This is a genomic window from Saccharopolyspora erythraea NRRL 2338, assembly GCF_000062885.1.
Taxonomy (GTDB): Bacteria; Actinomycetota; Actinomycetes; order Mycobacteriales; family Pseudonocardiaceae; genus Saccharopolyspora_D; species Saccharopolyspora_D erythraea.
The window spans coordinates 2,196,919-2,222,201 of record NC_009142.1 but is presented as its reverse complement, the minus strand read 5'-3'; the positions used below and the strand labels follow the sequence as shown (position 1 = coordinate 2,222,201).

The window sequence follows — 25,283 nt, the reverse complement described above, 5'->3', positions numbered from 1 at the left end:
CAGAGCCAGTGGCAGGAGCCCCCGCCGGGCCGTCGGCGGCGCCCCGGACAGGGGCCGCCCCCAGGACAACGACCGAACCCGGGACAGCAGGGACCGACGCCGGGACATCCGAGCCCAGGACAGGGACCGACGCCGGGACAGACTCCGAGCCCGGGTCAAGGACCGGCGCCCGGACAGGCTCCGAGCCCCGGACAGGCATCGGGGCATCGGCCGCCCCCAGGGCGTGGTCAGCGTCCTGAACCCGGCGAACCCCAGGAGCCCGGCGAAGGCCAAGCGCAGGGGCGCGGACGGCCCGGCGGCGGCCCCGGGCAGGAGCCCGGCAGGCGGCGACGCCCACGGCCCGATCCTCAGCGGCGACGGCCTGCCGCCGAGCCCGAACACGGCGCGGGTAGCGAAGGCGTGGAGGGACGCTCCCAAGAAGCAGAGGACACCACCGGCACGAGCGCTCGCGGCCGGGGTCGAAGCCGTCGACGCGCGCGGGAAGAGGATCAAGGGCCGGACCACGGTCAGGGTCAAGGGCCCGGCCGGGAGCGCCGTCAACGGCGGAACGAGACGCCGAGCCACGGCCACGGCCACGGGCACGGGCACGGCCCGGCCGACCCTGCGTCGCGGCAGGTGAAGCGGCTGCTCGCATTCGCGCTGGTGCCGTTCGCGCTGGCCGCGATCGTCGGCACGCTGCTGCTCTACCCGTTCGGCCACCAGCAGCGCACCGGCGCCGACCTTGGCCTCGGGCAGTACCCGGTGAAGGCCGAGGTCATCGCGGCCGAGGCGGGGCCGTGTTCGCAGGGGGCGCCGGTCGAGGGCGAGCAGATGTGCGTGAAGCTGCGCGTGCTGATGCAGGACGGGCCGCTGCCCGGCCGGGTCATGGAGCAGACCATGCCCACCGACCCGGGCACCCCCAAGTTCGCCGTGGGCGACGACATCGTGCTGTCCTATGCCGGGGCCAATCCCGAGAGCGAGACGTCGTACCAGGTCGTTGACTTCCAGCGCGGTGGCTCGCTGATGCTGCTGGCGGTGGTCTTCGCCGCCGCGGTGATCGTGCTCGGCCGCTGGCAAGGCCTGGCGGCACTCATAGCGCTGGGCGTGAGCCTGGTGCTGCTGGTCGGCTTCGTGCTGCCCGCGATCCTGGCCGGCGAGGACCCGCTGCTGGTGGCGGTGGTCGGCTCCGGGCTGATCATGTTCGTGGTGCTGTACCTGACGCACGGCTTCTCCGCGCGCACCTCGACCGCCGTGCTCGGCACCCTGCTCAGCCTTGCGCTGATCGGCGTGCTCAGCACGGTGTTCGCCGGGCTCACCGCACTCACCGGGCTCGACGAGAACACCACGAGCCTGATCGGCGTGCTCGGCACCCCCATCGACGCACGCGGCCTTCTGCTCGCCGGGACCGTGATCGGTGCGCTCGGCGTGCTCGACGACGTGACCGTCACCCAGACCAGCGCGGTGTGGGAGCTGCGCAAGGCCGACCCCGGGATGTCGTGGCGGCAGCTGTACACATCCGGGCTGCGGATCGGCCGGGACCACGTCTCCTCGGCGGTGAACACGCTGGTCCTGGCCTACGCCGGTGCCGCGCTGCCGCTGCTGCTCGCCTACGCGCTGTCGGGCAGGACCTTCACCGAGGTCGTCACCACGCAGGCGGTCGCGCAGGAGGTCGTGCGCACCCTCGTCGGCAGCATCGGCCTCGTCGCGGCGGTGCCGATCACCACGGCGATCGCCGCCGCGGTCGCGATCCGCGAGCCCGCGGGCGGCGCGGACACGTCGGCGGCGTCGCGGGCGAGCCAGGGCGCCGCCGCCGGCGCCGGGACCACCAGGCTGACGCCGAAGCGCCCGGGCCGCCGCCGACCGCGCCCGGAGACGAGCGACTGAACCGCCCAGCGCCGATGGCGCGGCGCAAGCAGCCGGAGCGAGGTCGCTCAGTCCAGTGCGGTGACGAACCGCGCGACCGCGTCGGGGTGCAGGCGCTGCGCCATCCTGCCCTGCGGCGCCAGCGACGCGAGCCGGTACAGCGGGCGGTCGGGCGCGCCGTCGCCGCGCGCCTCCGACTTCAGCTGCGCCACGACCAGCTCCGACAGCACCAGGGCCCGGGTGTCGCCGGTGCTGGCCAGGGCATCGGCGAGCCGCCGCAGCGGGTAGACGCCGAGCTCCCGGCCGCCGGTGCCGGCGTACATCGCCAGCGAGATGCTGATCGCCTTGTTCTTCGGCGGCCCGCCCACCAGCAGGTTCACCGTGCGGGCCCCGCGCATGTCGGTGACGAACAGGTCGAGCCGGGTGGCCTGCTTCAGCTCGACGCGCCGGGTTCCGGCCGCGCGCACCGAGACCATCGTGCCCTGCATCCAGCACGTCTTGCGGGACTCGAAGTAGGCCAGCGCGAGCAGCGGCAGCGCTACGACCCCGGCGGTGATCCCGAAACCGAGCGGGCCGCCCACCAGTCCGACGATGCCGCCCATGGCGGCGGCGACGATCAGCGCCGCGATCGCCACGTTGCGCGAGCGCTTGCGGATCGTGGCGCGGTCGAGCAGGTCGAGCGGGACCACCTCGGGTTCGGTCACGGCTGCAGCGCCTCCCGAACGGCCGCGACCGCGTCGTCCAGCGGAACCGGCCGCTGCTCGCCGCTGGCGAGGTCCTTGAGCTGGGCCGATCCGGCTTCGAGGTCGCGCTCGCCGAGCACCAGGGCGAACCGGGCGCCCGAGCGGTCGGCGCCCTTCATCGCGCCCTTGAGACTCTTGCCGCCGTAGGCCACGTCGGCGCGCACACCGGCACCGCGCAGGCCGCCGGCGATGGTGACCAGCCGCCGCTTGGCTGCCTCGCCCAGCGGCACGCAGTAGACGTCGCAACGCGCCTGGTCGCCGACCGCGAGCCCCTCCGCCTGGCAGGCAAGCAGGGTGCGGTCCACCCCCAGCCCGAAGCCGACGCCGGAGAGCTCCTGCCCGCCGAGCTCGGCCATCAGGCCGTCGTAGCGGCCGCCGCCGCCGATGCCGGACTGGGCGCCGAGGCCGTCGTGGACGAACTCGAAGGTCGTCTTGGTGTAGTAGTCCAGGCCGCGCACCAGCCGCGGGTTCTCGGTGAAGGCCACCCCGAGGTCGCTCAGGTGCGTCTTGACCTGCTCGTAGTGCTCCTTGGCCTCGACCGAGAGGTGGTCGACCATCAGCGGCGCGTCGGCCAGCAGCTCGCGGACCTCGGGGCGCTTGTCGTCGAGCACGCGCAGCGGGTTGAGCTCGGCCCGCTTCCGGGTGTCCTCGTCCAGCGGCAGGCCGCGCAGGAACTCCTGGAGCTTGGCGCGGTAGGACGGGCGGCAGGTCTCGTCGCCCAGCGACGTCAGCTCGATGCGGTAGCCGGTCAGTCCCAGCCTGCGGTAGCCCTCATCGGCGATGGCGATCACCTCGGCGTCCAGCGCCGGGTCGTCGACGCCGATGGCCTCCACGCCGAGCTGCTGGAGCTGGCGGTACCGGCCGGCCTGCGGGCGCTCGTAGCGGAAGAACGCGCCGCTGTAGTAGAGCTTGACCGGCAGCTGCCCCCGGTCCAGGCCGTTCTCGATGACCGACCGCGTGACACCGGCGGTGCCCTCCGGCCGCAGCGTGACCGAGCGCCCGCCGCGGTCGGCGAAGGTGTACATCTCCTTGCTGACCACGTCGGTCGACTCGCCGACACCGCGCGCGAAGAGGGTGGTGTCCTCGAACAGCGGCAGCTCGATGTAGCCGTAGCCCGCGCGGCGGGCCGCGTCGGCCAGCGTCTCGCGGACCGCGAGGAAGGCCGCCGATTCCGGCGGGAAGTACTCCGGGATGCCCTTGGGGGCGTTGAAGGTGCTCATCAGTTCTGGTTCGCAGTCCTCGTAGCGGGTTCGGCGCGGGCGTCAGCGGCCCGGCGGCTGCTCGGCCGCCTCGGGCAGGTCCTGGAGGAACGGGTTGCTCACGCGCTCGCGTCCGATGGTCGTGGTGGGCCCGTGGCCCGGCAGCACGGCGGTGTCGTCGTCCAGCGCCAGCACCTTGGTGCTCAGGCTGTGCAGCATCCGCGCATGGTCCCCGCCGGGCAGGTCGGTGCGTCCGATGGCGCCGGCGAACAGGGTGTCGCCGGAGAGCACCAGGCGACCGCCCTCGTCGGTGCCGGTGCGGAACAGCACCGACCCGCCGGTATGGCCCGGGGTGTGGACGACCTCGAAGGCGATGCCCGCCTGCTCCAGCCGGTCGCCGTCGGCGAGGTCGCGGACGTCGGTGGGCGCGGGCATGCTCAGCCCGCCGCCGAAGAGCTGGCGCCCGGCGGGTCCGAGCGCCGCGCCCGGGTCGGCGAGCATGTAGCGGTCGTCGGGGTGGATCCAGGCCGGGACGCCGTGCTCGCGGCAGATCTCGCCCGCGGAGAAGACGTGGTCGAAGTGCCCGTGGGTCAGCAGCACCGCGGCCGGGGTGAGCGCGTGCTCGAGCAGTTGCTCGGCCAGCGCGGGCCCGGCCTCCTGGCCCGGGTCGACGATGACGCAGGGCTGCCCGTCACCCCGCGCGAGCACGTAGCAGTTCGCCTGCAACGGCCCGGCCGGAAACCCGAGGACAAGCACGAGGTGCGACCCTTCCCTTCGATCGGCGCCGGTCGGCTCCGCCCGCGCCCCCGGGCGACGCGCCCGGTCACCCGGTCGCGGCCGCCCCGCGCGGCGCGCAGAACCCGGCCCCAAGGTTACCGTCCCCCCGATCTCTCAGGTTCGGGCCAGGCCGCACCCCATAAACTCCCCCGCAACAACATCGATTTCGCCAGACCGGGGAGGGAGCAGTTGCCCAGCAACGAGCAACGTCGGCAGGCGGCCAAGAGGAAGCTGGAGCGGCAGCTGGAGCGCCGCGCCGAGCAGGCCAAACGACGCCGGACGATCACCATCGGCACCACGATCGCGGTGGTCGTCGTCGTGGTCGCCGGCGTCTTCTACTTCACCAGGACCGGCGGTGAGCAGACCCCGGCGGCGCAGCCCCAGGCAGGCACGTCAGGGCCGTGCGCGTACGCCGCGACGCCCGGCGAACCGGCCGCCAAGCCCGTGTCCGCACCGCCCGACCCGGCCCCGACCCCGGCCCAGGGCACCGAGAACGTCACGCTGCGCACCAGCCAGGGCACCGTGCCGGTCACGCTGGACCGCGCCAAGGCGCCCTGCACCGCGCAGAGCTTCGACCACCTGGTCCGGGCCGGCTACTTCGACGGCACCGACTGCCACCGGCTCACCACCGGCGAGGGCCTGAAGGTCCTGCAGTGCGGCGACCCGTCGGGCACCGGCGGAGGCGGCCCGGGCTACTCGATCAAGGACGAGCCGCCGGTGGGCCTGGCGCCCGCGCCGGCTCCCTACGACCAGGGCGGCGCGGTGGTCTACCCCCGCGGCACGCTGGCGATGGCCAAGTCGTCGCAGCCCAACAGCGGCGGCAGCCAGTTCTTCATGGTCTACCAGGACTCCTACCTCCCGCCGGACTACACGGTGTTCGGCAGCATCGGCGAGGAGGGCCTCAAGGTCCTCGACAAGGTCGGCGGCGCGGGCGTGCAGCCGGTCAACGGCGAGGGCGACGGCAAGCCGAACCTGCCGGTGAGGATCGAGCAGGCGACGGTGGGCGCGTAGCGCCTCTCCCCGGCTGAGCGGGGTCGGCGGCGACGTCCGCCGGCCCCGCTCCCGCATGTCGCGGGCCGTCACCTTCCGCCGGGCCGGTGCCTGGCCCCGGTGCCACACTGGCCTCGTTGCGCGCCCGACTCCGAGGAGGGACCGGTGACCTCTCGACTGAACCCCTACATCAGCTTCCCCGGTAACGCCCGGCAGGCCCTGGAGTTCTACCACCAGGTGTTCGGCGGGAACCTCAACATGAACTCCTACGGCGACTTCGGCATGGAGGACGCCGGGGTGGCCGACAAGATCATGCACGGCCAGCTCGAGACCCGCAGCGGCTTCACGCTCATGGCCGCCGACGCCCCGCCCGGGTCCGAGCACCGCGCCGGCAACAACATGTCGGTCAGCCTCAGCGGCGACGACGCGCAGGAGCTGCGCGGCTACTGGGACCAGCTCTCCTCCAGCGGCACGGTGTCGGTGCCGCTGGAGAGGCAGATGTGGGGCGACGAGTTCGGGTCGTGCGAGGACCAGTTCGGCGTGACCTGGATGGTCAACATCAGCTGACCGGTCAGGATGCCGAGGTCACGCGGTAGACGTCGTAGACGCCCTCGATGTTGCGGACCGCCTTGAGCACGTGGCCGAGGTGCTTGGGATCGCCCATCTCGAAGGAGAAGCGGCTCACCGCGACCCGGTCCTTGGAGGTCGTCACCGACGCCGACAGGATGTTCACCCGCTCGTCGGCCAGCACCTTGGTGACGTCGGAGAGCAGCCGGTGCCTGTCCAGCGCCTCGACCTGGATCGCCACCAGGAACACCGACGACGCCGACGGCGCCCAGTAGACCTCGACCAGCCGCTCCGGGGACTTGCGCAGCTCGTCGGCGTTGGTGCAGTCGGTGCGGTGGACGCTCACCCCGCCGCCCCTGGTGACGAAGCCGAGGATGTCGTCGCCGGGCACCGGGGTGCAGCAGCGCGCCAGCTTCGCCCACACGTCACCGGCGTCCTTGACCACCACACCGGAGTCGCCGGTGGTGCGGCGGCCCTGGATGGTCGAGGGCGTGGAGCGCTCGGCGATCTCGTCGGCGGCCTGGTCGACCCCGCCGACCGAGGCCACCAGCCTGCTCACCAGGTGGCCCGCCGAGATCTGCTTCTCCCCCACCGCCGCGTAGAGCGCGGTGACGTCGACGTAGTGCAGCTCCCGCGCGACCGCGCCGATGCTCTCGGCCGACACCAGCCGCTGGATCGGCAGGCCGAGCCTGCGCAGCTCCTTGGCGATGGCCTCCTTGCCGGACTCGATCGCCTCCTCGCGGCGCTCCTTGGCGAACCACTGCTTGATCTTGGCCTTGGCCCGCGGCGAGGCCACGAACGACAGCCAGTCCCGGCTCGGGCCCGCGCCCTCGGCCTTGGACGTGAAGATCTCGACGACCTCGCCGTTCTCCAGCTTGCGCTCCAGCGCCACCAGGCGGCCGTTGACCCGCGCACCGATGCAGCGGTGCCCGACCTCGGTGTGCACGGTGTAGGCGAAGTCCACCGGCGTCGAGCCCGACGGCAGCGTGATCACGTCGCCCTTGGGCGTGAAGACGAAGATCTCCCTGGTCGCCAGGTCGTAGCGCAGCGACTCCAGGAACTCGCCCGGGTCGGCGGCCTCCCGCTGCCAGTCCAGCAGCTGGCGCATCCAGGCCATCTCGTCGACCTCGACCGCGGTGTGCCCGGAACCGCCGTTGCGGCCCTTGGTCTCCTTGTACCGCCAGTGCGCGGCGATGCCGTACTCGGCGGTGCGGTGCATCTCGTGGGTGCGGATCTGCACCTCCAGCGGCTTGCCCTCCGGGCCGATCACCGTTGTGTGCAGCGACTGGTACACCCCGAAGCGGGGCTGGGCGATGTAGTCCTTGAACCGGCCCGGCATCGGCTGCCAGAGCGCGTGCACGACACCCATCGCCGCGTAGCAGTCGCGGACCTCGTCGACCAGGATCCGCACGCCCACCAGGTCGTGGATGTCGTCGAAGTCGCGGCCCCGCACGATCATCTTCTGGTGGATCGAGTAGTAGTGCTTGGGCCTGCCCTCGACCCTGGCGGCCAGCCGCGCGGTGTCGAGCTGGCCGGAGAGCTCGTCGATGACGGTCCGCAGGTAGGTGTCGCGCGAGGGCGCGCGGTTGGCCACCAGCCGGACGATCTCGTCGTACTTCTTGGGCTGCAGGATCGCGAAGGCCAGGTCCTCCAGCTCCCACTTGACCGTGGCCATCCCCAGCCGGTGCGCCAGCGGGGCCAGCACCTCCAGCGTCTCGCGCGCCTTGCGGGCCTGCTTCTCCGGCGGCAGGAAGCGCATCGTGCGCATGTTGTGCAGCCGGTCGGCGAGCTTGATCACCAGCACCCGCGGGTCGCGGGCCATCGCGATGATCATCTTGCGGATGGTCTCGGCCTCGGCCGCGGCACCGAGCTTGACCTTGTCCAGCTTGGTCACGCCGTCGACCAGGTGCGAGACCTCCTCGCCGAAGTCGCCGCTGAGCCGCTCCAGCGAGTAGTCGGTGTCCTCGACGGTGTCGTGCAGCAGCGCCGCCACCAGCGTGGTGGTGTCCATCCCGAGCTCGGCCAGGATCGTCGACACCGCCAGCGGGTGGGTGATGTAGGGGTCACCCGACTTGCGGCGCTGGTCGCGGTGCTTGTCCTCGGCGACGTCGTAGGCCCGCTGCAGCAGCGCCAGGTCGGCCTGCGGGTGCAGCTCCCGGTGCACCGCGGCCAACGGCTCGAGGACCTGCTTGACCTGGGTGGCGCGCTGCGCCGTGATCCGCCTGGCCAGCCGGGCGCGCACGCGCCGCGTCGCCGACGCGGTGCGCGGCTGGACGACCGGATCGGTCGCCGGAGCAGGAGACTCGACGTCGTGGCTCACCGCACGCTCCCGGGGTTGGCGCTCGTCCCGGATCCGTGGCTTATGACCCGGACATTGAGAATAACGCCGTTCGGGCGACGCCCCTTCCCCGGCGTGCCCCCCGAACGGCAGGCGGTCACTCTCTGCTGTGAACCGCAGTCGGCGCTTCTGCCTGACCGATCACCGGGGGTGAGGTCAGGCGGTCAACAGGGCGTGCAACGCCACATCGGGGACCTTGTTCCGGCCGCCGAGCGCGGTCAGCTCGAGCACCACGGTCGCGGCCGCGACCTCCGAGCCCGCCGAGCGCACCAGCTCGCACGCCGCGTTCAGGGTACCGCCGGTGGCCAGCACGTCGTCGACGACGAGCACCCGCTGACCGGCGCGCAGCGTGCCGGCGGGCAGCTCCAGCGACGCCGACCCGTACTCCAGCCGGTAGTCCACGCGGTGTGCGACCTCGGGGAGCTTGCCCGGCTTGCGCAGACCGACCACGCCGGTGCCGTGAGCCTGCGCGACCGCGGCGCCGAGCAGGAAGCCGCGCGCCTCCACCCCGGCGACGACGTCGAAGTCGTGGCCGCGGCCGAGCGCCGCCACGACGGCCGCCAGGGCGCGGCCGTCGGCCAGCATCGGGCTGATGTCGCGGAACAGCACGCCCGGCTCCGGGAAGTCCGGGACCTCCCGGACCAGGCCGGACGCCGCCCGCAGCTCGGCGTCGAGCTCGTCGAGCACCCTCACCGGACTGCTCATGAGCGCCGCTTCCGCGACCGGCCGGCCTTGCCCGCGGGCTTGCGGCGCGACTCCGGCCCCTTGCCGGTGCGGGCCGGGGCGCTGGCCGCGGCGGCCATCGCCCGCTCGCGGCGCAGCTCGTCCTGCTGCGCCGAGTCCTCGGACTCGGCGGCGTCGTCACCGGCGGCCTTGCCCGCCGCGCGCTCCCGGCGCTGGCGCACCTTCGCCGCCTGCGCCCGGTACTTCGGGTCGCGCATCTTGAAGTCGACCAGGACCGGCGTGGCCAGCAGGATCGACGACACCACACCGGCGATCATGCCGACCATCTGCACGAGCGCGAGGTCGCGCAGCACACCGACGCCGAGGACGCCGGCACCGACCACGAGCAGGCCGAGGACCGGCAGCAGCGCGATGATCGAGGTGTTGATCGAGCGCATCAGGGTCTGGTTGACCGCCAGGTTCGCCGCCTCGCCGTAGGTGCGGCGGGTCAGCCCGAGCAGGCCGCGGGTGTTCTCCTTGACCTTGTCGAAGACCACGACGGTGTCGTAGAGGGAGAACCCGAGGATGGTCAGCAGGCCGATCACCGTCGCGGGGGTGACCTCGAAGCCGATGATCGCGTAGATGCCCGCGGTCACGACCACGTCGTGCACCAGCGCGATCAGCGCCGCGACCGCCATCCACCGCTCGAAGTAGAAGGTCAGGAAGATCGTCACCAGCACGATGAACACCGCCAGGGCGATCACCGCCTGCTTGGTGATCTCACCACCCCAGGTGCCGCTGACCGCGCTGTCGCTGATCGCCTGCTGGCTGGGCCTGCCCTGGCCGTCGACCGGCTGCAGGTCGTTGAACAGGGTCCGCTTGACCTCGCCGACCTCGTCGACGCTCAGCGACTCGGTGCGGATCTGGATGCTCTGGTTGCCGCCGGTGCCGACCAGCTGCACCGTCTCGGCGGGGCGGCCGACGGCCTCCCGGAACGAGGTCTCGACCTGCTCGGTGCTGATCGGCCCGTTCGCGCCCGCCGCGGGCATCTGGATCTTGGTGCCGCCCTCGAAGTCGATGCCGAGGTTGAAGCCCTTCAGCGCCATCGCGGCGACGCACACCAGCACCAGCAGGCCGAGCGAGACGTACCAGCGCATGCGCTTGCCGACGATGTCGAAGGCACCGGTACCGGTGTAGAGGCGGTGCAGGACGCCGCCGCGCTCGGCGCTGGCGGTGTCGTGGCCCGGAGTCGTCACGGTCACGCCTCCTTGGCGGTGGTCTGCGCTGCGCGCTTGCGGTCGGCGCGGTGCTGGGCGCCCATGCGCTGCACCGCACCGAGACCGGAGAACGCCGGCTTGGACAGGAACTTGTTCTTCGACGCCAGCGCCACCAGCGGGTGGGTCACCAGGAACACCACGACCAGGTCGAGCACGGTCGACATGCCCAGGGTGAAGGCGAAGCCCTTCACCTGGCCCACGGCCAGCACGTAGAGCACGGCGGCGGCCAGGAAGCTGACGGCGTCGGCGGAGAGGATGGTCCGCTTGGCCCGCTCCCAGGCCCTCGGGACCGCCGAGCGGAAGGTGCGGCCCTCCCGGATCTCGTCCTTGAGCCGTTCGAAGAACACGATGAACGAGTCGGCGGTGATGCCGATGGCGATGATCAGACCGGCCACGCCCGCCAGGTCGAGGGTGAAGCCGACCCAGCGGCCCAGCAGAACCAGCACCGCGTAGACGATCGCGCCGGAGAGCACCAGCGACAGGATCGTCAGCAGGCCCAGCAGCCGGTAGTAGGCCAGGCAGTAGACCGCGACCAGCAGCAGGCCGAGGCCGCCTGCGAGCAGGCCCGCCTCCAGCGAAGCCACACCGAGGGTCGCCGAGACCGTCTCGGCCTCGGACTGGTCGAAGGCCAGCGGAAGCGACCCGTACTTGAGGATGTTGGCCAGGTCGGTCGCGCTCTGCTGGTTGAACTGGCCGGTGATGTTGGCGTTGCCGCCCAGCAGCGGCGCCTGGATCGTCGGGGCCGACACGACCTCGGTGTCGAGGACGAACGCGGCGTTCTGCTGGACGTTGGCGGAGGTGAAGTCCGCCCACACCTTGGCGCCTGCGCTCTTGAACTTGAGGTCGACCGACCAGCCGGGGTTGCCGTTGGTCGGGTTCGGCGGCGACGCCTGGGCGCTGTCGATCTCCTTGCCCTCCAGGAACACCGGCTCCAGGACGTACTTCTGCTTGCCCTCGCGGTCGCAGGCGACCAGCGGCAGCTTCGGGTCGTCGTTGCCGCGCAGCGGGTCCTCGGCGTTGCAGTCCAGCGCCTGCAGCGCCGCCATCTGCACGTTCGGGTCGGTGCTCTGGCGGGTCTTCTTGGCCTCTTCGATCGGGTCCGCGGGCGCGGGCTGCTGGTTCAGCGCGCCCTGCGGGGAGTTGCCCGCCGGCCCTTGCGGCGGTGCCTGGTTCGGGGGTGCGGGCGGGGTCGCCGGGACCATCATGCCGGGCACGACCTTGCGGAAGTTCAGCTCCGCGGTCTGCCCGAGCTGCTTGGCCTCCTCACCGCCGGCGCCCGGGACCGTGATGACGAGGTTGGAGCCGTCGCGGGTCACCTCGGAACCGCTGATGCCCATGCCGTTGACGCGGGTCTCGATGATCTGGCGCGCCTGGTCGAGCGACTCGTTGGTCGGCGGGCGGCCGTCGGGCGTGCGCGCCGTGAGCGTGACGCGGGTGCCGCCCTGCAGGTCGATGCCCAGTTTCGGGAGGGGCTTGTGGTCGCCGGTGAGGAACACCAGCGCGTACAGAGCGGCGACGATCAGTGTGAAGATCGCGAGGTAACGCCCTGGGCGGATCTGCCCGGCCGGAGGTGCCACGGTGCGTCGGTCTCCTGTCCACGGTCGGTGTCGAGGTCGAGCTGGAGCGGAGTCGAGCCCGGCCGGGAGCGCACCGAGGGTGACCAGCGGTGGCGCACCGGACACTCGCGGCTCGGCAGGCGCGTCGGGCGGCCCTGCGGACGGGTCGCACCGCGCGTGCCGAGCATCGGGTGTCCGGCCCGGTCGGGATCAGCGATCATCCACCGCCGTCGCCGGCGGTGGATGATCCACAACAACCCATGTTAAGTCTGACAGGCCACGCGGTGGCAGTACTGCGCCGGGTCATCAACAGCGCGTCGACCACCCGGAGACGGGCCGTCACCGTCAGGGACGGCTGCCTGTGCTCGGACGAGCGGCCCGGCCGGGCGGCGGCCGGTGCGCGCGCTCGCCGGGCTCGCGCGCGTGGCGCGACGGTCAGTTCGTCTTCTGCTGCTGCTCGACCGGCTCGGCGACCTGCGCCTTGGACTCGGTGGCCTGCTCCGCGGTGTCCTTGTCAGCGGACTCCGCGGACTCCTCGTCGGTCGAGGCCGCGGTCTCGGTGGCCGCCTCGGACCCGGTCTCCACCTTCTCGCGCACGGCGGCGCGGACCCAGGTCGTGGTGATGCCGGAGGCGATCTCCAGCTCGATGGTGTCGTCGCTGGTGCTGACCACGGTGCCGAACAGACCCGACGTGGTCATGACCCGGTCCCCTGCGGCGAGCGAGTTCTGCAGTTTCTGCTGATCCTGCATGGCTCGCTTCTGCTTGCGCGCCTGCAGGAACAGCGGCACCGCGAGCAGGGCGATCAACAGCGGGAAGATCAGGGATGAGAGGTCCATCTTGCTCCGTTCGGGGGGCGCGAGCCGGTGACCGGCCTGTTGGGCGCGCCCGAATTGTTCGGATGTACGCCCCCCAGTGTGCCAGTTCCACCGGAGGTAGCGGGGACACTACTACCCGACGCGCACTCGCCCGTGGGGAGCGGGGTGCGACCTCCCGGCGACGCGACTGGTCACCGACAGCCCCGCGGCGTTCACGGTCGGTGATGGTGCCGATGCCCGCGACGCTGCCGGTTGGTGCACGGTGTCACGCAGGGTCGCTCCCCGGACTCGCCCGGCCGATCACGACATCGCGCCTGGTCACACTCTTGCCAGGGGTCGAGCCGTGAACCGCTCGTCGCCCGAGTCGCGAATGCCGCGCCCCCTCGCGTGGTCATGCGCGGCGCACGCCGACGCACAGCCCGCTCGTGACTCACACCTCGTCGGCGAACAGGCTCCGCGTCGCCTCGCCGGGCGCGTGCTGGGGCGGAACGAGGCCGAGATGTTGCCAGGCCGCGACCGTCGCCACCCGTCCCCTCGGCGTTCGGGCCAGCATTCCCGCCCGCACCAGGTACGGCTCGCAGACCTCCTCGACGGTGGTCGGCTCCTCGCCGACGGCGACCGCCAGCGTCGAGACGCCGACCGGTCCACCGTTGAACGAGCGCACCAGCGCGCCGAGCACGGCGCGGTCGAGCCGGTCGAGACCGTGCTCGTCGACGTCGTAGACCTCCAGCGCGGCGCGGGCGACATCGAGGGTGACCGCGCCGTCGGCGCGGACCTCGGCGAAGTCGCGCACCCGCCGCAGCAGCCGGTTGGCGATGCGGGGCGTGCCCCGCGAGCGGCGGGCGATCTCGACCGCCCCTTCGTCGCGCAGGTCCACCCCGAGGATGCCCGCCGACCTGCGCACCACCAGCTCCAGCTCGGCCGGTTCGTAGAACTCCATGTGCGCGGTGAAGCCGAAGCGGTCGCGCAGCGGCCCGGTCAGCGCGCCCGACCGCGTCGTGGCGCCGACCAGGGTGAACGGTGCGATCTCCAGCGGGATGCTGGTCGCCCCCGGCCCCTTGCCGACGACGATGTCGACGCGGTAGTCCTCCATCGCCAGGTAGAGCATCTCCTCGGCGGGCCGCGCGATGCGGTGGATCTCGTCGATGAACAGCACGTCGCCCTCGGCGAGGTTGGACAGCATCGCCGCCAGGTCGCCCGGGCGCTCCAGCGCCGGGCCGGAGGTGACCCGGATCGACGCGCCGAGCTCGGCGGCGATGATCATCGCCAGGCTGGTCTTGCCGAGCCCGGGCGGGCCGGAGAACAGCACGTGGTCGGGCTGGTCGCCGCGGTTCAGCGCGCCGTGCAGGACCAGTTCGAGCTGCTCGCGGACCCTGGCCTGGCCGACGAACTCGCTGAGCCTGCGCGGCCGCAGCGTGGTCTCGACGTCCTGCTCGGCGGTCTCCTGCTGCGGGGCCAGCGAAACCTCGTCGCCGGCCGGTCCCGGGTCCACCTGGGCATCCTCGTGCATCACGCCACCCACACCGTCACTTCTTCGGGCCGAGCGCCGCCAGCGCCTTGCGCAGCACCGCCGAGGTGTCGGAGACCGGGCCGTCGGCGGCGAGCACCGCCTCGACGCTCTGCTCGGCCTGCTTCGCCGAGAAGCCCAGGCCGACCAGCGCCTCGGACACCTCCGAGCGCACCCGGCCCCGGTCGGGTGCCTGCGCCCCGGCGCCCGCGGTCCCGGCCACCGTACCGACCTTGTCGCGCAGCTCCAGGATCAGCCGCTCGGCGCTCTTCTTGCCCACGCCGGGGACCTGGGTGAGCGTGGTGATGTTGCCGTCGGAGAGCGCGTGGCAGAGCTGGTCGGGGGCGAGCACCGCCAGCGTCGCCAGCGCCAGCCGCGGGCCGACCCCGGAGGCGGTCTGCAGCAGTCCGAACAGGTCGCGGGCCTCGGCGTCGGCGAAGCCGTACAGCGTCAGGGAGTCCTCGCGCACGATCAGCGAGGTCCAAAGCCGCGCCTCCTCCCCGCGCCGCAGACCGGCCAGGGTGGCCGGCGTGGCGTGCACGGCCATGCCGACACCGCCGACCTCGATCACGGCGTGGTCGAGCCCGACCGACAGCACCGGGCCCCGCACCGAGGCGATCATCGCTGGACTCCTCCTGTCCGCGCCGCCCGCTGGGCGGCGGCCTGCCGCGCGTCCTTCAGACGCGCCTTGTGGTTGCGGGCCAGCGCCGCGGCCTTCGCCTCTGCCTCGGCGAGCCGGCCCGCCATCGGCGCCCGCCAGAGGTGGCAGACGGCCAGCGCCAGCGCGTCGGCGGCGTCGGCGGGCTTCGGGGCCTCGGCCAGCCCGAGGATCTTGGTGACCATGGTGGTCACCTGGCGCTTGTCGGCGCGGCCGGATCCGCTGATCGCGGCCTTGACCTCGCTCGGGGTGTGGAAGGCAACCGGCAGGCCGCGGCGCGCGGCGGCCAGCGCCACGATGCCGGAGACCTGCGCGGTGCCCATCACGGTGCGGACGTTGTGCTGGCTGAAGACCCGCTCGATCGCGACGACCTCGGGCCGGTGGGTGTCCAGCCACTCGTCGACGGCCTCGGCCACGCCCAGCAGCCGGGCGGACAGCTCCTGGTCGGCCGGGGTCCGCGCCACGCCGACACCGACGCAGGTGACGGTGCGGCCGCGCCCGCCGTCGACCACGCCGATCCCGCAGCGGGTCAGGCCGGGGTCGACACCGAGTACCCGCACGTCACCACTCCTCGCACCAGCCTGAACACGCGTTCGAACCCTACCGGACCGGCGAGGCGGGCCACTCGCAACGACACGCGCACGCCTCACCCGTCGGTGTGGTACCGGCCATGATCCACCCCCGCGCGCCCGGAGGTGGAAGCGACGTGCCGTCCGGCACCGCCCGCCGCCGGCCACGCGGCTCCGGACGGCCGGGAGCGTCCCGGCGGATCGGCTGGCTACCTGCCGGGTGGCCGGGCCGTCGACGACCCCGGAGCGTCTCGGCGATCGACCGCGCGAGGGCGGTCCGGGTGTTCAACGGCCGCGGAGCGTCTCGGCTGGCGATCGAGCCTGGGCGTCCCGGTCGTCGGGGGCTCAGGGGCCGTCGGAGCCCGGCGTCCAGTTCTCGGGCGCTCCGCTGGCGGTCAGCACCGGCTGGTACTCGGCGAAGCCGCCCGGGGCGTCGTCGTGCCAGGGGAACTTGCCGTCGGGGGTGGCCGCGATGAGCTGCACGGCCGGGAAGTCGCCGTCGCCGTAGACGAGGAAGGCGCTGCCGAGGAACTCCGGGTAGTGCTGCTTGGCGACCTTCTCCACGGTCATCCAGCAGCCGTCCAGGAAACCGTCGTAGAGCTGCCCCGGCTTGAACCGCTCACCGCCTGCCGCCCGCCGCACGTAGGTGTTGATCACCGAGTGCGCCACGTCCTTGGGCAGCCCGATGGTGACCGCCTCCGGCTTGCCGAAGCGGCGCCACGCACCGACGGAAAACGCGTAGGGCGCGCCGTGCTCATCCCCCGCCACGTGCATCACCGCGGCGCCGTCGCGTTCCGCGGTGTTGACCAACCAGCTGCGCAGACGTTCATCCGTGTCGACCACGGCGGCCATTCTGCCGATCGGCGCGCCGCGGTCAAACCGCCGCCACGCGTGCGGCGCCGGTCCCGGCGGTGGGTTCGCCCACACCCGCCACGGCCCGGAACGCCCTGCCTACGGGCGGTGCGCGACGCGCCGGAGAAGTGCTTGCCGCGCGCCCTTGACTTCGAGCGCTGTAGAGGTCCGAAGCTGGCGGCGACCGCGGGCCCACGACGGGCCCGCCCGCAGCGGACAGGAGTCGCGCATGGACACGACCGTGCCCCGGGAGATCTTCGACAGCGCCTACGAGAACGGCACCGCGCCGTGGGTGATCGGGGAACCCCAGCCCGCCGTCGTCGAGCTGGAACGGACCGGCGCCATCCGCGGCGCCGTGCTGGACGCCGGTACGGGCGCCGGCGAGCACACCATCCACCTGGCCGAGCTGGGCTACGACGTGCTCGGCGTCGACTTCTCGCCGTTCGCGGTGGAGCAGGCGCGGGCCAACGCGCGCGCCAGGGGCGTCGAGGCGCGGTTCGAGGTGGCCGACGCGCTCGGCCTCGGGACGCAGGAGCGCTTCGACACCGTCCTCGACAGCGCCCTGTTCCACGTCTTCGGCGCCGAGGAGCGGCAGCGCTACACCCGCAGCCTGCACGCGGTGTGCCGCCCGGGCGCGGTGGTCCACGTGCTCGCGCTGTCCGATGCCGAACCGGGCTTCGGCCCCCGCATCAGCGACCAGGTGATCCGCGATGCCTTCGCCGACGGCTGGGAGCTGGAGGACCTGCGCCCGTCGCGCTACCGGGGCATCGCGCGGGGCGACGCCGCCGAGGGGCTCGGGCTGCCCGACGGCAGCACGGCCGACGTCGCCGCCTGGCTCGCGCGGGCGCGCCGCCTCTGAGCCCACAAGGGCCGGACACGCCGACGCGGCGGGGCCGGAACAACACCGGCGCCGCCGCGTCTCGGCCGTGGTCGGCTCGGGCCGACCGCGGAACTAGGCGTTGACCTCTTCCAGGACCTCGTCGCTGACGTCGAAGTTGGCGAAGACGTTCTGCACGTCGTCGCAGTCCTCGAGCACGTCGATCAGCTTGAACAGCTTGCGCGCGCCGTCGGCGTCGAGGGGGACGTTGACCGAGGCCAGGAAGTTGGTCTCGGCCGAGTCGTACTCGATGCCCTCGGCCTGCAGCGCCTTGCGCACGTCGACCAGGTCGGACGGCTCGGTGAGGATCTCGTAGCTCTCGCCGAGGTCGTTGATCTCCTCCGCGCCCGCCTCGAGCACCGCCGAGAGCACGTCGTCCTCGCTGAGGCCGTTCTTCGGCAGCAGCACGACGCCCTTGCGGTTGAACAGGTACGCCACCGAGCCCGCGTCGGCCATCGAGCCGCCGTTGCGGGTCATCGCGGTGCGCACCTCGCCCGCGGCGCGGTTGCGGTTGTCGGTCAGGCACTCGACGAGCACCGCGACGCCGTTGGGCCCGTAGCCCTCGTACATGATCGTCTGCCAGTCGGCACCACCGGCTTCCTCACCGGCGCCGCGCTTGCGGGCCCGCTCGATGTTGTCCTGCGGGACCGAGTTCTTGCGCGCCTTCTGGATGGCGTCGTACAGCGTCGGGTTGCCATCCGGGTCACCCCCGCCGGTCCGCGCGGCAACCTCGACATTCTTGATCAGCTTCGCGAAAAGCTTGCCGCGCTTGGCGTCGAGGGCGGCCTTCTTGTGCTTTGTGGTGGCCCACTTCGAGTGGCCGCTCATCTCTCCTCCGTCTGTCTACGACCGCACGACCTCCGCTCGGCGGTCCCGATCAGGACGCGCGGACGGTCTGCACGAAATAGCGGTGCACGCGTTCGTCCCCGCTGACCAGCTCCGGGTGGAAAGCGGTGGCGAGCACGGGCCCCTGCTGAACCGCGACGATCCTACCGGCGGGCGCTGTGACCTCGGACCCATGGCCGCTCGGCGCGACGCTGGCCAGCACCCGGACGTCGGCACCGACCTTGTCGACCCAGGGTGCGCGGATGAACACCGCGTGCACCGGGCCGTCGGTGACGCCGGCGAAGTCCAGATCGGCCTCGAAGGAGTCGACCTGCCTGCCGAAGGCGTTGCGCCGCACCGCCATGTCGATCGCCCCGAACGGGCGGACCGGCGGGGTGTCCTGCTCCACGCGGTCGTCCAGGACCGTCCCGGCCAGCAGGACCATGCCCGCGCAGGAGCCGAAGGCGGGCATGCCCGCCGCGAGCCGCTCCCGCAGCGGCTCGAACAGCTCGAACCCGTCGAGCAGCCGGGTCATGGCGGTGGACTCACCGCCGGGCAGGACCAGGCCGTGCACCTGGGCCAGTTCCTCCGGCCGGCGCACGGGCCTGGCCTCGGCGCCGCTGCGCTCCAGGGCGGTCAGGTGTTCGGCCACGCCCCCTTGCAGGGCGAGCACTCCGATGACTGGTCGAGCTGTGGACACGCCACCCATTGTCCAGCACCCGGTCACGAGGACGAAGCCCGGCCGCGCACCGCCCACCAGCCCGCGGCGATGGCCACGACCAGCACCGGAACCGCGTAGAAGGACCAGCGCACCGCGGTTTCCTCCGAGAAGCCGGCCAGCACCACGATGAGGCCGAGGAAGCCCAGGACGACCCAGTTCGTCCAGGGCGATCCGGGCATCCGGTAGCCGGGGCGCTCGAGGTCACCGCGCCTCGCCCGGCTGCGCAGCCTGGTCTGGGCGTAGAGCAGCGCGGCCCAGGTGGCGATGACGCCCAGCGAGGAGATCGAGGTCGCGATGTCGAAGGCGTCCTTGGGCACCACGTAGTTCAGCAGCACACCGACCAGGAACACCGCGCCGGTGAACAGCACCGCGCCGTAGGGGGCGCGGCGGGAGTTCATCCGCTCGGTGAAGGACGGGGCCTCGCCGCGCTGCGCCAGCGACCGCAGGATGCGTCCGGTCGAGTACAGCCCGGAGTTGCAGCTCGACAGCGCGGCGGTGAGCACCACGAAGTTCATCAGGTCGCCCGCCCACGGCACGCCGAGGCTGGAGAAGACCGTGACGAACGGGCTCTGGTCGCCGTTGTAGGAGGTCCACGGCATGACCATGCACAGCAGCAGCACCGAGCCGACGTAGAAGACGCCGATCCGCCAGACCACGCTGTTGATCGCCTTGGGCATGACCTTGGCGGGGTCCTTGGTCTCCCCCGCCGCGATGCCGACCATCTCCAGCGAGGCGTAGGCGAACATCACGCCCTGCAGGCTCATCAGCACCAGGGGCAGCCCGTTGGGCATGAACCCGCCGTGGTCGACCAGGTTGTGCGGGCCCGCCGTGGTGCCGCCGACGTCGGAGGCGGTGACGACCAGCGCCAGGCCGACGGCCAGGAAGCTGACGATGGCCAGCACCTTGATGACGCTGAACCAGAACTCCAGCTCGCCGAAGAGCTTCACCGACAGCACGTTGACCACCAGCAGCGCGACCAGGCAGATCAGCGCGGTCAGCCACTGCGGGAAGTCGGGGAACCACTTGCCGATGTAGATCCCGGCGGCGGTGATCTCGGCGATGCCCGCGCCCGCCCAGTTGATGAAGTACATCCAGCCCGCGGCGAAGCCCGCCCACGGTCCGATGAACTCGCGCGAGTACTCCACGAAGCTGCCCGCGACGGGCTTGTAGAGCACGAGCTCGCCGAGGGCGCGCATCACGAAGAACGCGGCGGCGCCGCACAGCAGGTAGGACAGGATCAGCGCGGGGCCCGCCTGCTCCATGCGGCCGCCGACGCCGAGGAAGAGGCCGACGCCGATGGCGCCGCCCATCGCGATCATCTGGACCTGGCGGTTGCCCAGGCCCGTCGCGTAGCCCTCGTCGGTTGCCGAGGTGCGGCGGGGCGCGTCCGGGGTGGTGACCAAGGGGCGACCTTCCGTGATGAGAGCTGACACGGGTGGGTCAGCTCGTTACTGCATCCGAGGTACCGGTGGGTACTCCCGGTTCGGTTGGGGAGACCCTAATCACCACGTTCAGGTGACCCGCGATTGGGGTTAACGAGCGCTTACATCGAGGGGGAAGGCGCTGGTCGGGGGCGGCGTGGCGGCCGGGGCGCGCTGTGGCGACACGGCCAGGCAGCAGCGGCGAGCGCGGGCCGGACGTAAGCGGCCCGGCGACACGCGGCGGCGCCCTCTGGCGGCAGCGGCCGGGCACAAAGGCGGCGAGAGCGGCCGGGCACCAAGGCGTCGATCAGCCGGACCTGCGGAGCAGGGAGAGCAGCCGGGCACCAAAGCGTCGATCAGCCGGACCTGCGGAGCGGCGAGAGCAGCCGGGCACCAGCGGCCGAACAGCAAGGCAGCCGCGGGCGGCCAGACGGCCAGCCATCCCGGCGGACGCCGCGGCCCGACACGCAACCTCCCGGCGAAACCGCCCCCGGAGCCTTCCCACGCGGCACGCCGGACAGCCCAAGCCGCCGCCCCGCCCGAGCCTCAGGCCGCGAGTTCGAAGAACCGCAGGCCCGCCGTGGTCACGGCGGCGGCGACGACCACCACGACGAAGGGCGCCCGCCGCCAGGCCAGGACGCCGCCGACGGCGACGCCGGCCAGCCGGGCCCAGCCCGCGAAGCCACCGCCCTCGGCCACCGCGCTCGTGACGACGAAGGCGCCGAGCAGGGTGATCGCGGCGATGGACATCAGCCGCTCCCACCGCGGCGAGATCGTGATCCGCCCGCGCAGCAGCGGTCCGGCCAGCCGCATGGCGTACGTGCCGCCCGCCAGGGCCAGCACCACTGCCATCGTCATGACTTCTCCTCCCCCTCGCGCCCGCGCGGCAGCGGCAGCGCGGCGGCGACGCCCACGAGCGCCGCCATCACCGGCAGCCCCTGCGGCAGGATCGGCGTGGTCACGACCGCGACCAGGGCCCCGACCGCGACGGCGCGCAGGGTCGGGAGGTCGCGCAGCGACGGCACGATCAGCGCGAGCAGCGCGGCGGGCAGGGCCGCGTCGAGACCGAAGACGTCGGGATCGCCGACCTGCTGGCCGAGCAGCCCTCCGACGAAGATCGACGGTGTCCAGGTGCAGTACAGGGCGATGCCGGTGAGCCAGTAAGCACGCCGCTTCTCCGCCGGATCCTCCTGGGCCAGGGCGAAGGCCACCGACTCGTCGACCATCAGGTGGCTGCCGACCAGCCGGGTGAGCGGCCCGCGCGCGAACAGGTCGCCGATCGCCAGGCCGAACGGCAGGTGGCGGGCGTTGAGCAGCAGGCCGCCGACGACCGCGGTAATCGGCGCCGCGCCCGCGGTCATCAGCCCCACGGCCATGAACTCCGAGCCGCCCGCGAAGATCACCGCCCCCATCAGCGTGATCATCCACAGCGGGATGCCCTTGCTCACCGCGATGGCACCGAGGGAGGCACCGACGATGGCCATCGCCGCCGCGATCGACAGCACGTCGCGCAGGACCTTGTCGCGCCAGATCCCCCGAGGACCGGGTCGCGTTCGCTGTAACGAACTCACAGTCCGGTATCGTGAACAACGAGCCCCTTGTTCGTCAAGTCGAACACAAGGACCGGTGAAACGAACGACGCCATGAGCACCACCGAAAGCACACCGCTGGAGATCATCTCCGCAGCGCTGCGCCGCGAACGCGACCGCGTGGGCCTGTCGCTCACCGAGCTCGCCAAGCGCGCCGGAATCGCCAAGTCCACGCTCTCGCAGCTCGAGTCGGGCGCGGGCAACCCGAGCGTGGAGACGCTGTGGGCGCTCGCGGTCGCCCTCGGCGTGCCGTTCAGCAGGCTCGTCGACCCGCCGAGACCGCAGGTGCGCATCGTGCGGGCCGGCCAGGCCACGTTCGTGCGCTCGGAGCAGTCGACCTACGCGGCCGCGCTGCTGTCGTCGTGCCCGGCCGGCGCCCGCCGGGACCTGTACCTGCTGGAACTGGAACCCGGCGGGGTGCGCGACGCCCAGGCGCACATCCCCGGCACGGTCGAGCACGTCGTGCTGACCGCGGGACGGATGCGGGTCGGCCCGGAGTCGAACCTGGTGGAGATCGGCCCGGGCGACTACGTCTCCTTCTCCGGCGACGTACCCCATCAGTACGAGGCTCTGGAACCCGGTACCACCGCCGTGCTGGTGATGGAGCACGTCTGAGCCGCGGCCCCGGCCGGGGCGCTCACTCCGGCCGCGGCAGGTAGGTGCCGAACGCCCAGTGGTTGCCCTCGAAGTCGCGGGCGCCGTACTCGCGCGAGCCGTAGTCGGTGCCGGCGAGCTCCGTCGTGATCTCGGCGCCCGCGCGTCGCGCCCGCTCGTAGTGCGCGTCGATGTCGGGCACCCACACGTAGACCGTCCACTCCGCCTTGCGCGGGTCGGGATCGATCAGGGCACCGGCGCCACGGGACGCCGAGCCGAACATGATGGTGCCCGCGCCGAGGCCCATCTCGGCGTGCGCGATCGTCCCGTCCGGCCCGGGGACCGAGAACCGCTGCTCGAAGCCGAACGCCTCGTGCAGCCACTGCCACGCCTTGGCCGCGTCCGCGTAGCGCAGCGCGGGGAGGATGTTGGGTTCGCCGCTCATGACCACTCCTGTGTTCCGCCGGGGCCGCCGGTTCGGCCCGATGTCCCCGACGTCAGGAGCGGGACGCGGTGCGGGCTTGGACGAATCTGACCTGTTCGGCGGGCTTGGGCAGCTCCAGCCGCATCTCCTGGCACCACACACCTGGAGTGGTACCGGTGAGCAGGCGGAAGTCCCGGTTGAGGTGCGCCTGGTCGCTGTAGCCGCAGTCGAGCGCGATGTCGCCGATGCGGTGACCGCCCTGCTCCAGCAGCCGGATCGCGCGTCCGCAGCGCAGCACCCGCGCCGGCGTCTTCGGCGTGACCCCGACGTGGTGGCGGAACTGCGAGACGAGGTAGCGGTGGCTGCACCCGAGGTCGTCGACGAGAGTGGCGATCGGGATGCGCCCGTCGGTCTCCCGCAGGCGGCGCCAGGCCCACGCCGCGGCGGGCGAAGGCGGACGCCCGCGTTCGAACAACGCGGGCAGCAGGGCGTCGAGGAGGTCGAAGCGCTCGGTCCAGCCGGAGGCGTCGGCGAGCCGCTCGGCGAGGAGTCTCCCGGTGCGGCCCAGCAGGTCCTCGACGTCGGTGACCGGGTCGGCGAGGCAGTCCATCGGGACGCCGAAGAGCCGCGAGGCGCCGAGCGGCGTCAGCGTCATCTCCAGCCCGTGCTGCTCGCCGGTGTACTCGGTGACCGCCCAGGTGTCGTCGACCGGCGCGACGAAGCTGGTGAGCTCGCGGCCGCTGCCGCCCCGCGGGTCGCTCACCGCGATCTTGGGGCCGAAGCTGAGGATGATCGTGACCTCGCCGGTCGGCACCTCCCGGCGCCGCACCGGGACGGCCGAGCGCTCGCGGTAGCCGATGTAGCGTGTGACCAGGCCGCCCAACGGCGGGGCGGGCTCGCGCAGGGCCATGTGCCACCAGCCGCGCTCGGACTCGTCGGCCAGCACCCGCATCCCGGACATGCGGCTCCCGGTAACCGCCGGCCCGCGGCCCAGCAGCGGTTTCGACGCGGCCCGCACGTCGGCGAACTGGGCACGAGACGCGAGTGCCGCTTGGCCGGCGCCGTCGGCGCCGGCCAAGCGGTGCTGGTCAGCCGGCGAACTCAGGCAGCCGGGCCGCGATCTGCTCCGGCGACGGCATGGCGGCGACCTCCTGGGCCAGCGCCCGCACCGGTGCGTCGAACTCGCTGCCCTCCAGCAGCTTGCGAGCGCAGTCGGCGATCGCTTGCGGGCTGAGCTCGCCGGGTTGCAGGCTCAGCGCCGCACCGCCGCCGACGACGGCCTCGGCGTTGTTGAACTGGTCGGCGCCCTGCGGCGTCAGCAGCTGCTTGACCCCCGCGCCCAGAGCTCCCAGCGTGGTGCCCGAACCACCGTGGTGCACGATCAGGTCCAGGTGCGGCAGCAGGTCGGCCTGCGGCAGCCACGACACCGCGGTCACGTTCTCCGGGAGCTGTCCGAGCGCCGCGGCTTCGACGAGCCGCCCGCCCGAGACCAGCACCCGCACGTCGAGCCCGGAGAGGCCCTCGATCGCGGTGCTCAGCACGTCGGCGGTGCCGAACGCGGTTCCCAGCGTCAGGTAGACCAGCGGACGGTCCCGTTCGCCGACCACGCCGGGCAGCTCGCCGGGTTCGGCGAAGGGCACCGGACGCAGCTCGACGCGGTCACCGGTGGCGAGGAAATCCGGGCCCTGCAACGACGGCGGGTAGATGTCCAGGTACGGGTTGCCCAGGATGTTCGCGTGGCGCTCCGGGACCGTCTGGCCGATCTCGGCCGCGAACTGCCCGAGCGCTCCCGCGATCCTGTCACCGAGCCCGGAGGCGTTCACCCGGCCGAACCCGTGGCAGACGCCGGGAATGCCCGCCCTCCTGGCGGCGAGCCCGGCGCCGGGGTTGCCCGCCTCGTGCACGACGAGGTCGAAGCTGCCCGGCGTCACGACGTCCTGGAGGTCGGCGAAGAAGCGGCGCGGCATCGCCGAGCCGAACACCCCGGCGATGACCCGCTCCTGGGCCGCCGGTCCCTCCTGGCGGGGATCGGTGACACCCGCGGCCTTGCTCGCGATGGCGAACGCCTCCGAGATCGGCATTCCCGCGGCGACGGGCTCGATGTCCAGCGCGGTCAGCACCGGGTGGAAGTCGGCCCCGGTGGCGTAGACGACCTCGTGCCCGGCCTTGCGCGCCGCCACGGCGAGCGGCAGCAGCGGGTAGGTGTGCCCGTGGGTCGGAAGGCTTGAGAACAGAATGCGCACCGTCGAAGCCTAAGGCCGGCGCAACGTCGGCAGTGCGGGTTTTTCCGTTTGCCTCCGTTGGGGATTCGTCACTGCGCGTGGAACGGAAACCAGCGCGGCGAGTGCGTAGAATGCGACTGTCGCGGTATCGCCCTGTTTGTACCGGCTCCACCGCTGTTTCCGGATTTGCCGCTGTTTTCCGGATCCGCCCGCTTCCGGACCCGGCGGATGCGCCGGACCGGTGCGACCGCGACGG

At 72.4% G+C, this 25,283-nt stretch carries 26 protein-coding genes; 6 read left to right on the top strand and 20 right to left on the bottom strand.

All coding sequences use genetic code 11. The features are described from left to right. Positions 1-223 precede the first annotated feature (223 nt). Together SACE_RS39905 and SACE_RS09970 are read left to right on the top strand one after the other, a co-directional pair. On the top strand, positions 224-619 hold the full coding sequence (locus SACE_RS39905) for a hypothetical protein (protein WP_143538104.1): 396 nt from the start codon (positions 224-226) through the stop codon (positions 617-619). Next, positions 616-1,863 carry a YibE/F family protein gene (locus SACE_RS09970; RefSeq protein ID WP_009948958.1) on the top strand — a complete coding sequence of 416 codons (1,248 nt, stop codon included), beginning with the start codon at positions 616-618 and terminating at the stop codon, positions 1,861-1,863. Before SACE_RS39905 ends, SACE_RS09970 begins: the two co-directional genes overlap by 4 nt. Before the next feature lie 47 nt (positions 1,864-1,910). Here SACE_RS09970 and SACE_RS09965 read toward each other — a convergent pair whose 3' ends face one another. The 3 genes from SACE_RS09965 to SACE_RS09955 are packed head-to-tail and all read right to left on the bottom strand — an operon-like array spanning position 1,911 to position 4,540. Next, complete coding sequence (locus SACE_RS09965; protein WP_009948959.1) at positions 1,911-2,546, bottom strand: hypothetical protein; 636 nt, start codon at positions 2,544-2,546, stop codon at positions 1,911-1,913. Next, a complete protein-coding gene (hisS, locus tag SACE_RS09960; RefSeq protein ID WP_009948960.1) occupies positions 2,543-3,805 on the bottom strand; it encodes a histidine--tRNA ligase in 1,263 nt (420 codons plus the stop codon). Before hisS ends, SACE_RS09965 begins: the two co-directional genes overlap by 4 nt. Positions 3,806-3,847: 42 nt before the next feature. Next, positions 3,848-4,540 (bottom strand): MBL fold metallo-hydrolase, encoded by a 693-nt coding sequence (locus tag SACE_RS09955; protein WP_029621905.1) that lies wholly within the window; start codon positions 4,538-4,540, stop codon positions 3,848-3,850. A gap of 210 nt (positions 4,541-4,750) precedes the next feature. Between SACE_RS09955 and SACE_RS09950 the strand changes: the two genes are divergently transcribed. Together SACE_RS09950 and SACE_RS09945 are read left to right on the top strand one after the other, a co-directional pair. Continuing rightward, the gene (locus tag SACE_RS09950) at positions 4,751-5,572 is read left to right on the top strand and encodes a peptidylprolyl isomerase (RefSeq protein WP_009948962.1); all 822 of its coding nucleotides are present in this window, start codon (positions 4,751-4,753) and stop codon (positions 5,570-5,572) included. A 144-nt stretch (positions 5,573-5,716) separates the two neighbouring features. Next, on the top strand, positions 5,717-6,118 hold the full coding sequence (locus tag SACE_RS09945) for a VOC family protein (protein WP_009948964.1): 402 nt from the start codon (positions 5,717-5,719) through the stop codon (positions 6,116-6,118). Positions 6,119-6,122: 4 nt separating this feature from the next. On the opposite strand, the gene SACE_RS09940 is transcribed toward SACE_RS09945, so the two are convergent. The 9 genes from SACE_RS09940 to SACE_RS09900 form a co-directional block, all read right to left on the bottom strand. After that, complete coding sequence (locus SACE_RS09940) at positions 6,123-8,438, bottom strand: RelA/SpoT family protein (RefSeq protein ID WP_009948965.1); 2,316 nt, start codon at positions 8,436-8,438, stop codon at positions 6,123-6,125. Positions 8,439-8,612: 174 nt separating this feature from the next. Then, entirely contained in the window at positions 8,613-9,161 is a 549-nt protein-coding gene (locus SACE_RS09935; RefSeq protein ID WP_011873540.1) for an adenine phosphoribosyltransferase, read from the bottom strand. After that, positions 9,158-10,381 (bottom strand): protein translocase subunit SecF, encoded by a 1,224-nt coding sequence (secF, locus tag SACE_RS09930; RefSeq protein ID WP_009948967.1) that lies wholly within the window; start codon positions 10,379-10,381, stop codon positions 9,158-9,160. The genes SACE_RS09935 and secF overlap by 4 nt, the downstream gene beginning before the upstream one ends. Beyond that, complete coding sequence (gene secD / locus SACE_RS09925) at positions 10,378-11,973, bottom strand: protein translocase subunit SecD (RefSeq protein ID WP_009948968.1); 1,596 nt, start codon at positions 11,971-11,973, stop codon at positions 10,378-10,380. The genes secF and secD overlap by 4 nt, the downstream gene beginning before the upstream one ends. A gap of 414 nt (positions 11,974-12,387) precedes the next feature. Continuing rightward, the gene (gene yajC, locus SACE_RS09920; RefSeq protein WP_009948969.1) at positions 12,388-12,789 is read right to left on the bottom strand and encodes a preprotein translocase subunit YajC; all 402 of its coding nucleotides are present in this window, start codon (positions 12,787-12,789) and stop codon (positions 12,388-12,390) included. A gap of 409 nt (positions 12,790-13,198) precedes the next feature. After that, positions 13,199-14,278: a Holliday junction branch migration DNA helicase RuvB gene (gene ruvB / locus SACE_RS09915; protein WP_031334209.1), complete on the bottom strand. Its 1,080-nt coding sequence runs from the start codon at positions 14,276-14,278 to the stop codon at positions 13,199-13,201. 16 nt (positions 14,279-14,294) lie between these two features. Continuing rightward, positions 14,295-14,897, bottom strand: a complete 603-nt coding sequence (gene ruvA, locus SACE_RS09910) for a Holliday junction branch migration protein RuvA (RefSeq protein ID WP_009948971.1) — start codon at positions 14,895-14,897, stop codon at positions 14,295-14,297. Further along, on the bottom strand, positions 14,894-15,493 hold the full coding sequence (gene ruvC / locus SACE_RS09905; protein ID WP_009948972.1) for a crossover junction endodeoxyribonuclease RuvC: 600 nt from the start codon (positions 15,491-15,493) through the stop codon (positions 14,894-14,896). The genes ruvA and ruvC overlap by 4 nt, the downstream gene beginning before the upstream one ends. Before the next feature lie 354 nt (positions 15,494-15,847). Then, on the bottom strand, positions 15,848-16,354 hold the full coding sequence (locus SACE_RS09900) for a DUF4262 domain-containing protein (protein WP_009948973.1): 507 nt from the start codon (positions 16,352-16,354) through the stop codon (positions 15,848-15,850). Between the two features lie 229 nt (positions 16,355-16,583). Here SACE_RS09900 and SACE_RS09895 point away from each other — a divergent pair, with 229 nt between their 5' ends. Further along, positions 16,584-17,213, top strand: a complete 630-nt coding sequence (locus SACE_RS09895; protein ID WP_009948974.1) for a class I SAM-dependent methyltransferase — start codon at positions 16,584-16,586, stop codon at positions 17,211-17,213. A gap of 93 nt (positions 17,214-17,306) precedes the next feature. On the opposite strand, the gene SACE_RS09890 is transcribed toward SACE_RS09895, so the two are convergent. The 5 genes from SACE_RS09890 to SACE_RS09870 all read right to left on the bottom strand — a co-directional run bounded on the left by SACE_RS09890 (position 17,307) and on the right by SACE_RS09870 (position 21,769). Continuing rightward, a complete protein-coding gene (locus tag SACE_RS09890) occupies positions 17,307-18,059 on the bottom strand; it encodes a YebC/PmpR family DNA-binding transcriptional regulator (protein WP_009948976.1) in 753 nt (250 codons plus the stop codon). Between the two features lie 49 nt (positions 18,060-18,108). Then, positions 18,109-18,765 (bottom strand): pyridoxal 5'-phosphate synthase glutaminase subunit PdxT, encoded by a 657-nt coding sequence (gene pdxT, locus SACE_RS09885; RefSeq protein ID WP_011873536.1) that lies wholly within the window; start codon positions 18,763-18,765, stop codon positions 18,109-18,111. 14 nt (positions 18,766-18,779) lie between these two features. Further along, positions 18,780-20,180 (bottom strand): amino acid permease, encoded by a 1,401-nt coding sequence (locus tag SACE_RS09880; RefSeq protein WP_011873535.1) that lies wholly within the window; start codon positions 20,178-20,180, stop codon positions 18,780-18,782. A gap of 564 nt (positions 20,181-20,744) precedes the next feature. Next, complete coding sequence (locus SACE_RS09875) at positions 20,745-21,056, bottom strand: AzlD domain-containing protein (protein ID WP_009948978.1); 312 nt, start codon at positions 21,054-21,056, stop codon at positions 20,745-20,747. Further along, entirely contained in the window at positions 21,053-21,769 is a 717-nt protein-coding gene (locus SACE_RS09870; protein WP_231849961.1) for an AzlC family ABC transporter permease, read from the bottom strand. The genes SACE_RS09875 and SACE_RS09870 overlap by 4 nt, the downstream gene beginning before the upstream one ends. Positions 21,770-21,841: 72 nt before the next feature. Here SACE_RS09870 and SACE_RS09865 point away from each other — a divergent pair, with 72 nt between their 5' ends. Beyond that, entirely contained in the window at positions 21,842-22,402 is a 561-nt protein-coding gene (locus tag SACE_RS09865) for a helix-turn-helix domain-containing protein (protein ID WP_011873534.1), read from the top strand. Positions 22,403-22,424: 22 nt separating this feature from the next. On the opposite strand, the gene SACE_RS09860 is transcribed toward SACE_RS09865, so the two are convergent. The 3 genes from SACE_RS09860 to SACE_RS09850 all read right to left on the bottom strand — a co-directional run bounded on the left by SACE_RS09860 (position 22,425) and on the right by SACE_RS09850 (position 25,048). Further along, complete coding sequence (locus tag SACE_RS09860) at positions 22,425-22,826, bottom strand: VOC family protein (RefSeq protein ID WP_009948982.1); 402 nt, start codon at positions 22,824-22,826, stop codon at positions 22,425-22,427. Between the two features lie 52 nt (positions 22,827-22,878). Beyond that, positions 22,879-23,766, bottom strand: a complete 888-nt coding sequence (locus SACE_RS09855) for a helix-turn-helix domain-containing protein (protein ID WP_011873533.1) — start codon at positions 23,764-23,766, stop codon at positions 22,879-22,881. 127 nt (positions 23,767-23,893) lie between these two features. Continuing rightward, a complete protein-coding gene (locus SACE_RS09850; protein WP_009948984.1) occupies positions 23,894-25,048 on the bottom strand; it encodes a glycosyltransferase in 1,155 nt (384 codons plus the stop codon). Between the last annotated feature and the right edge of the window lie 235 nt (positions 25,049-25,283).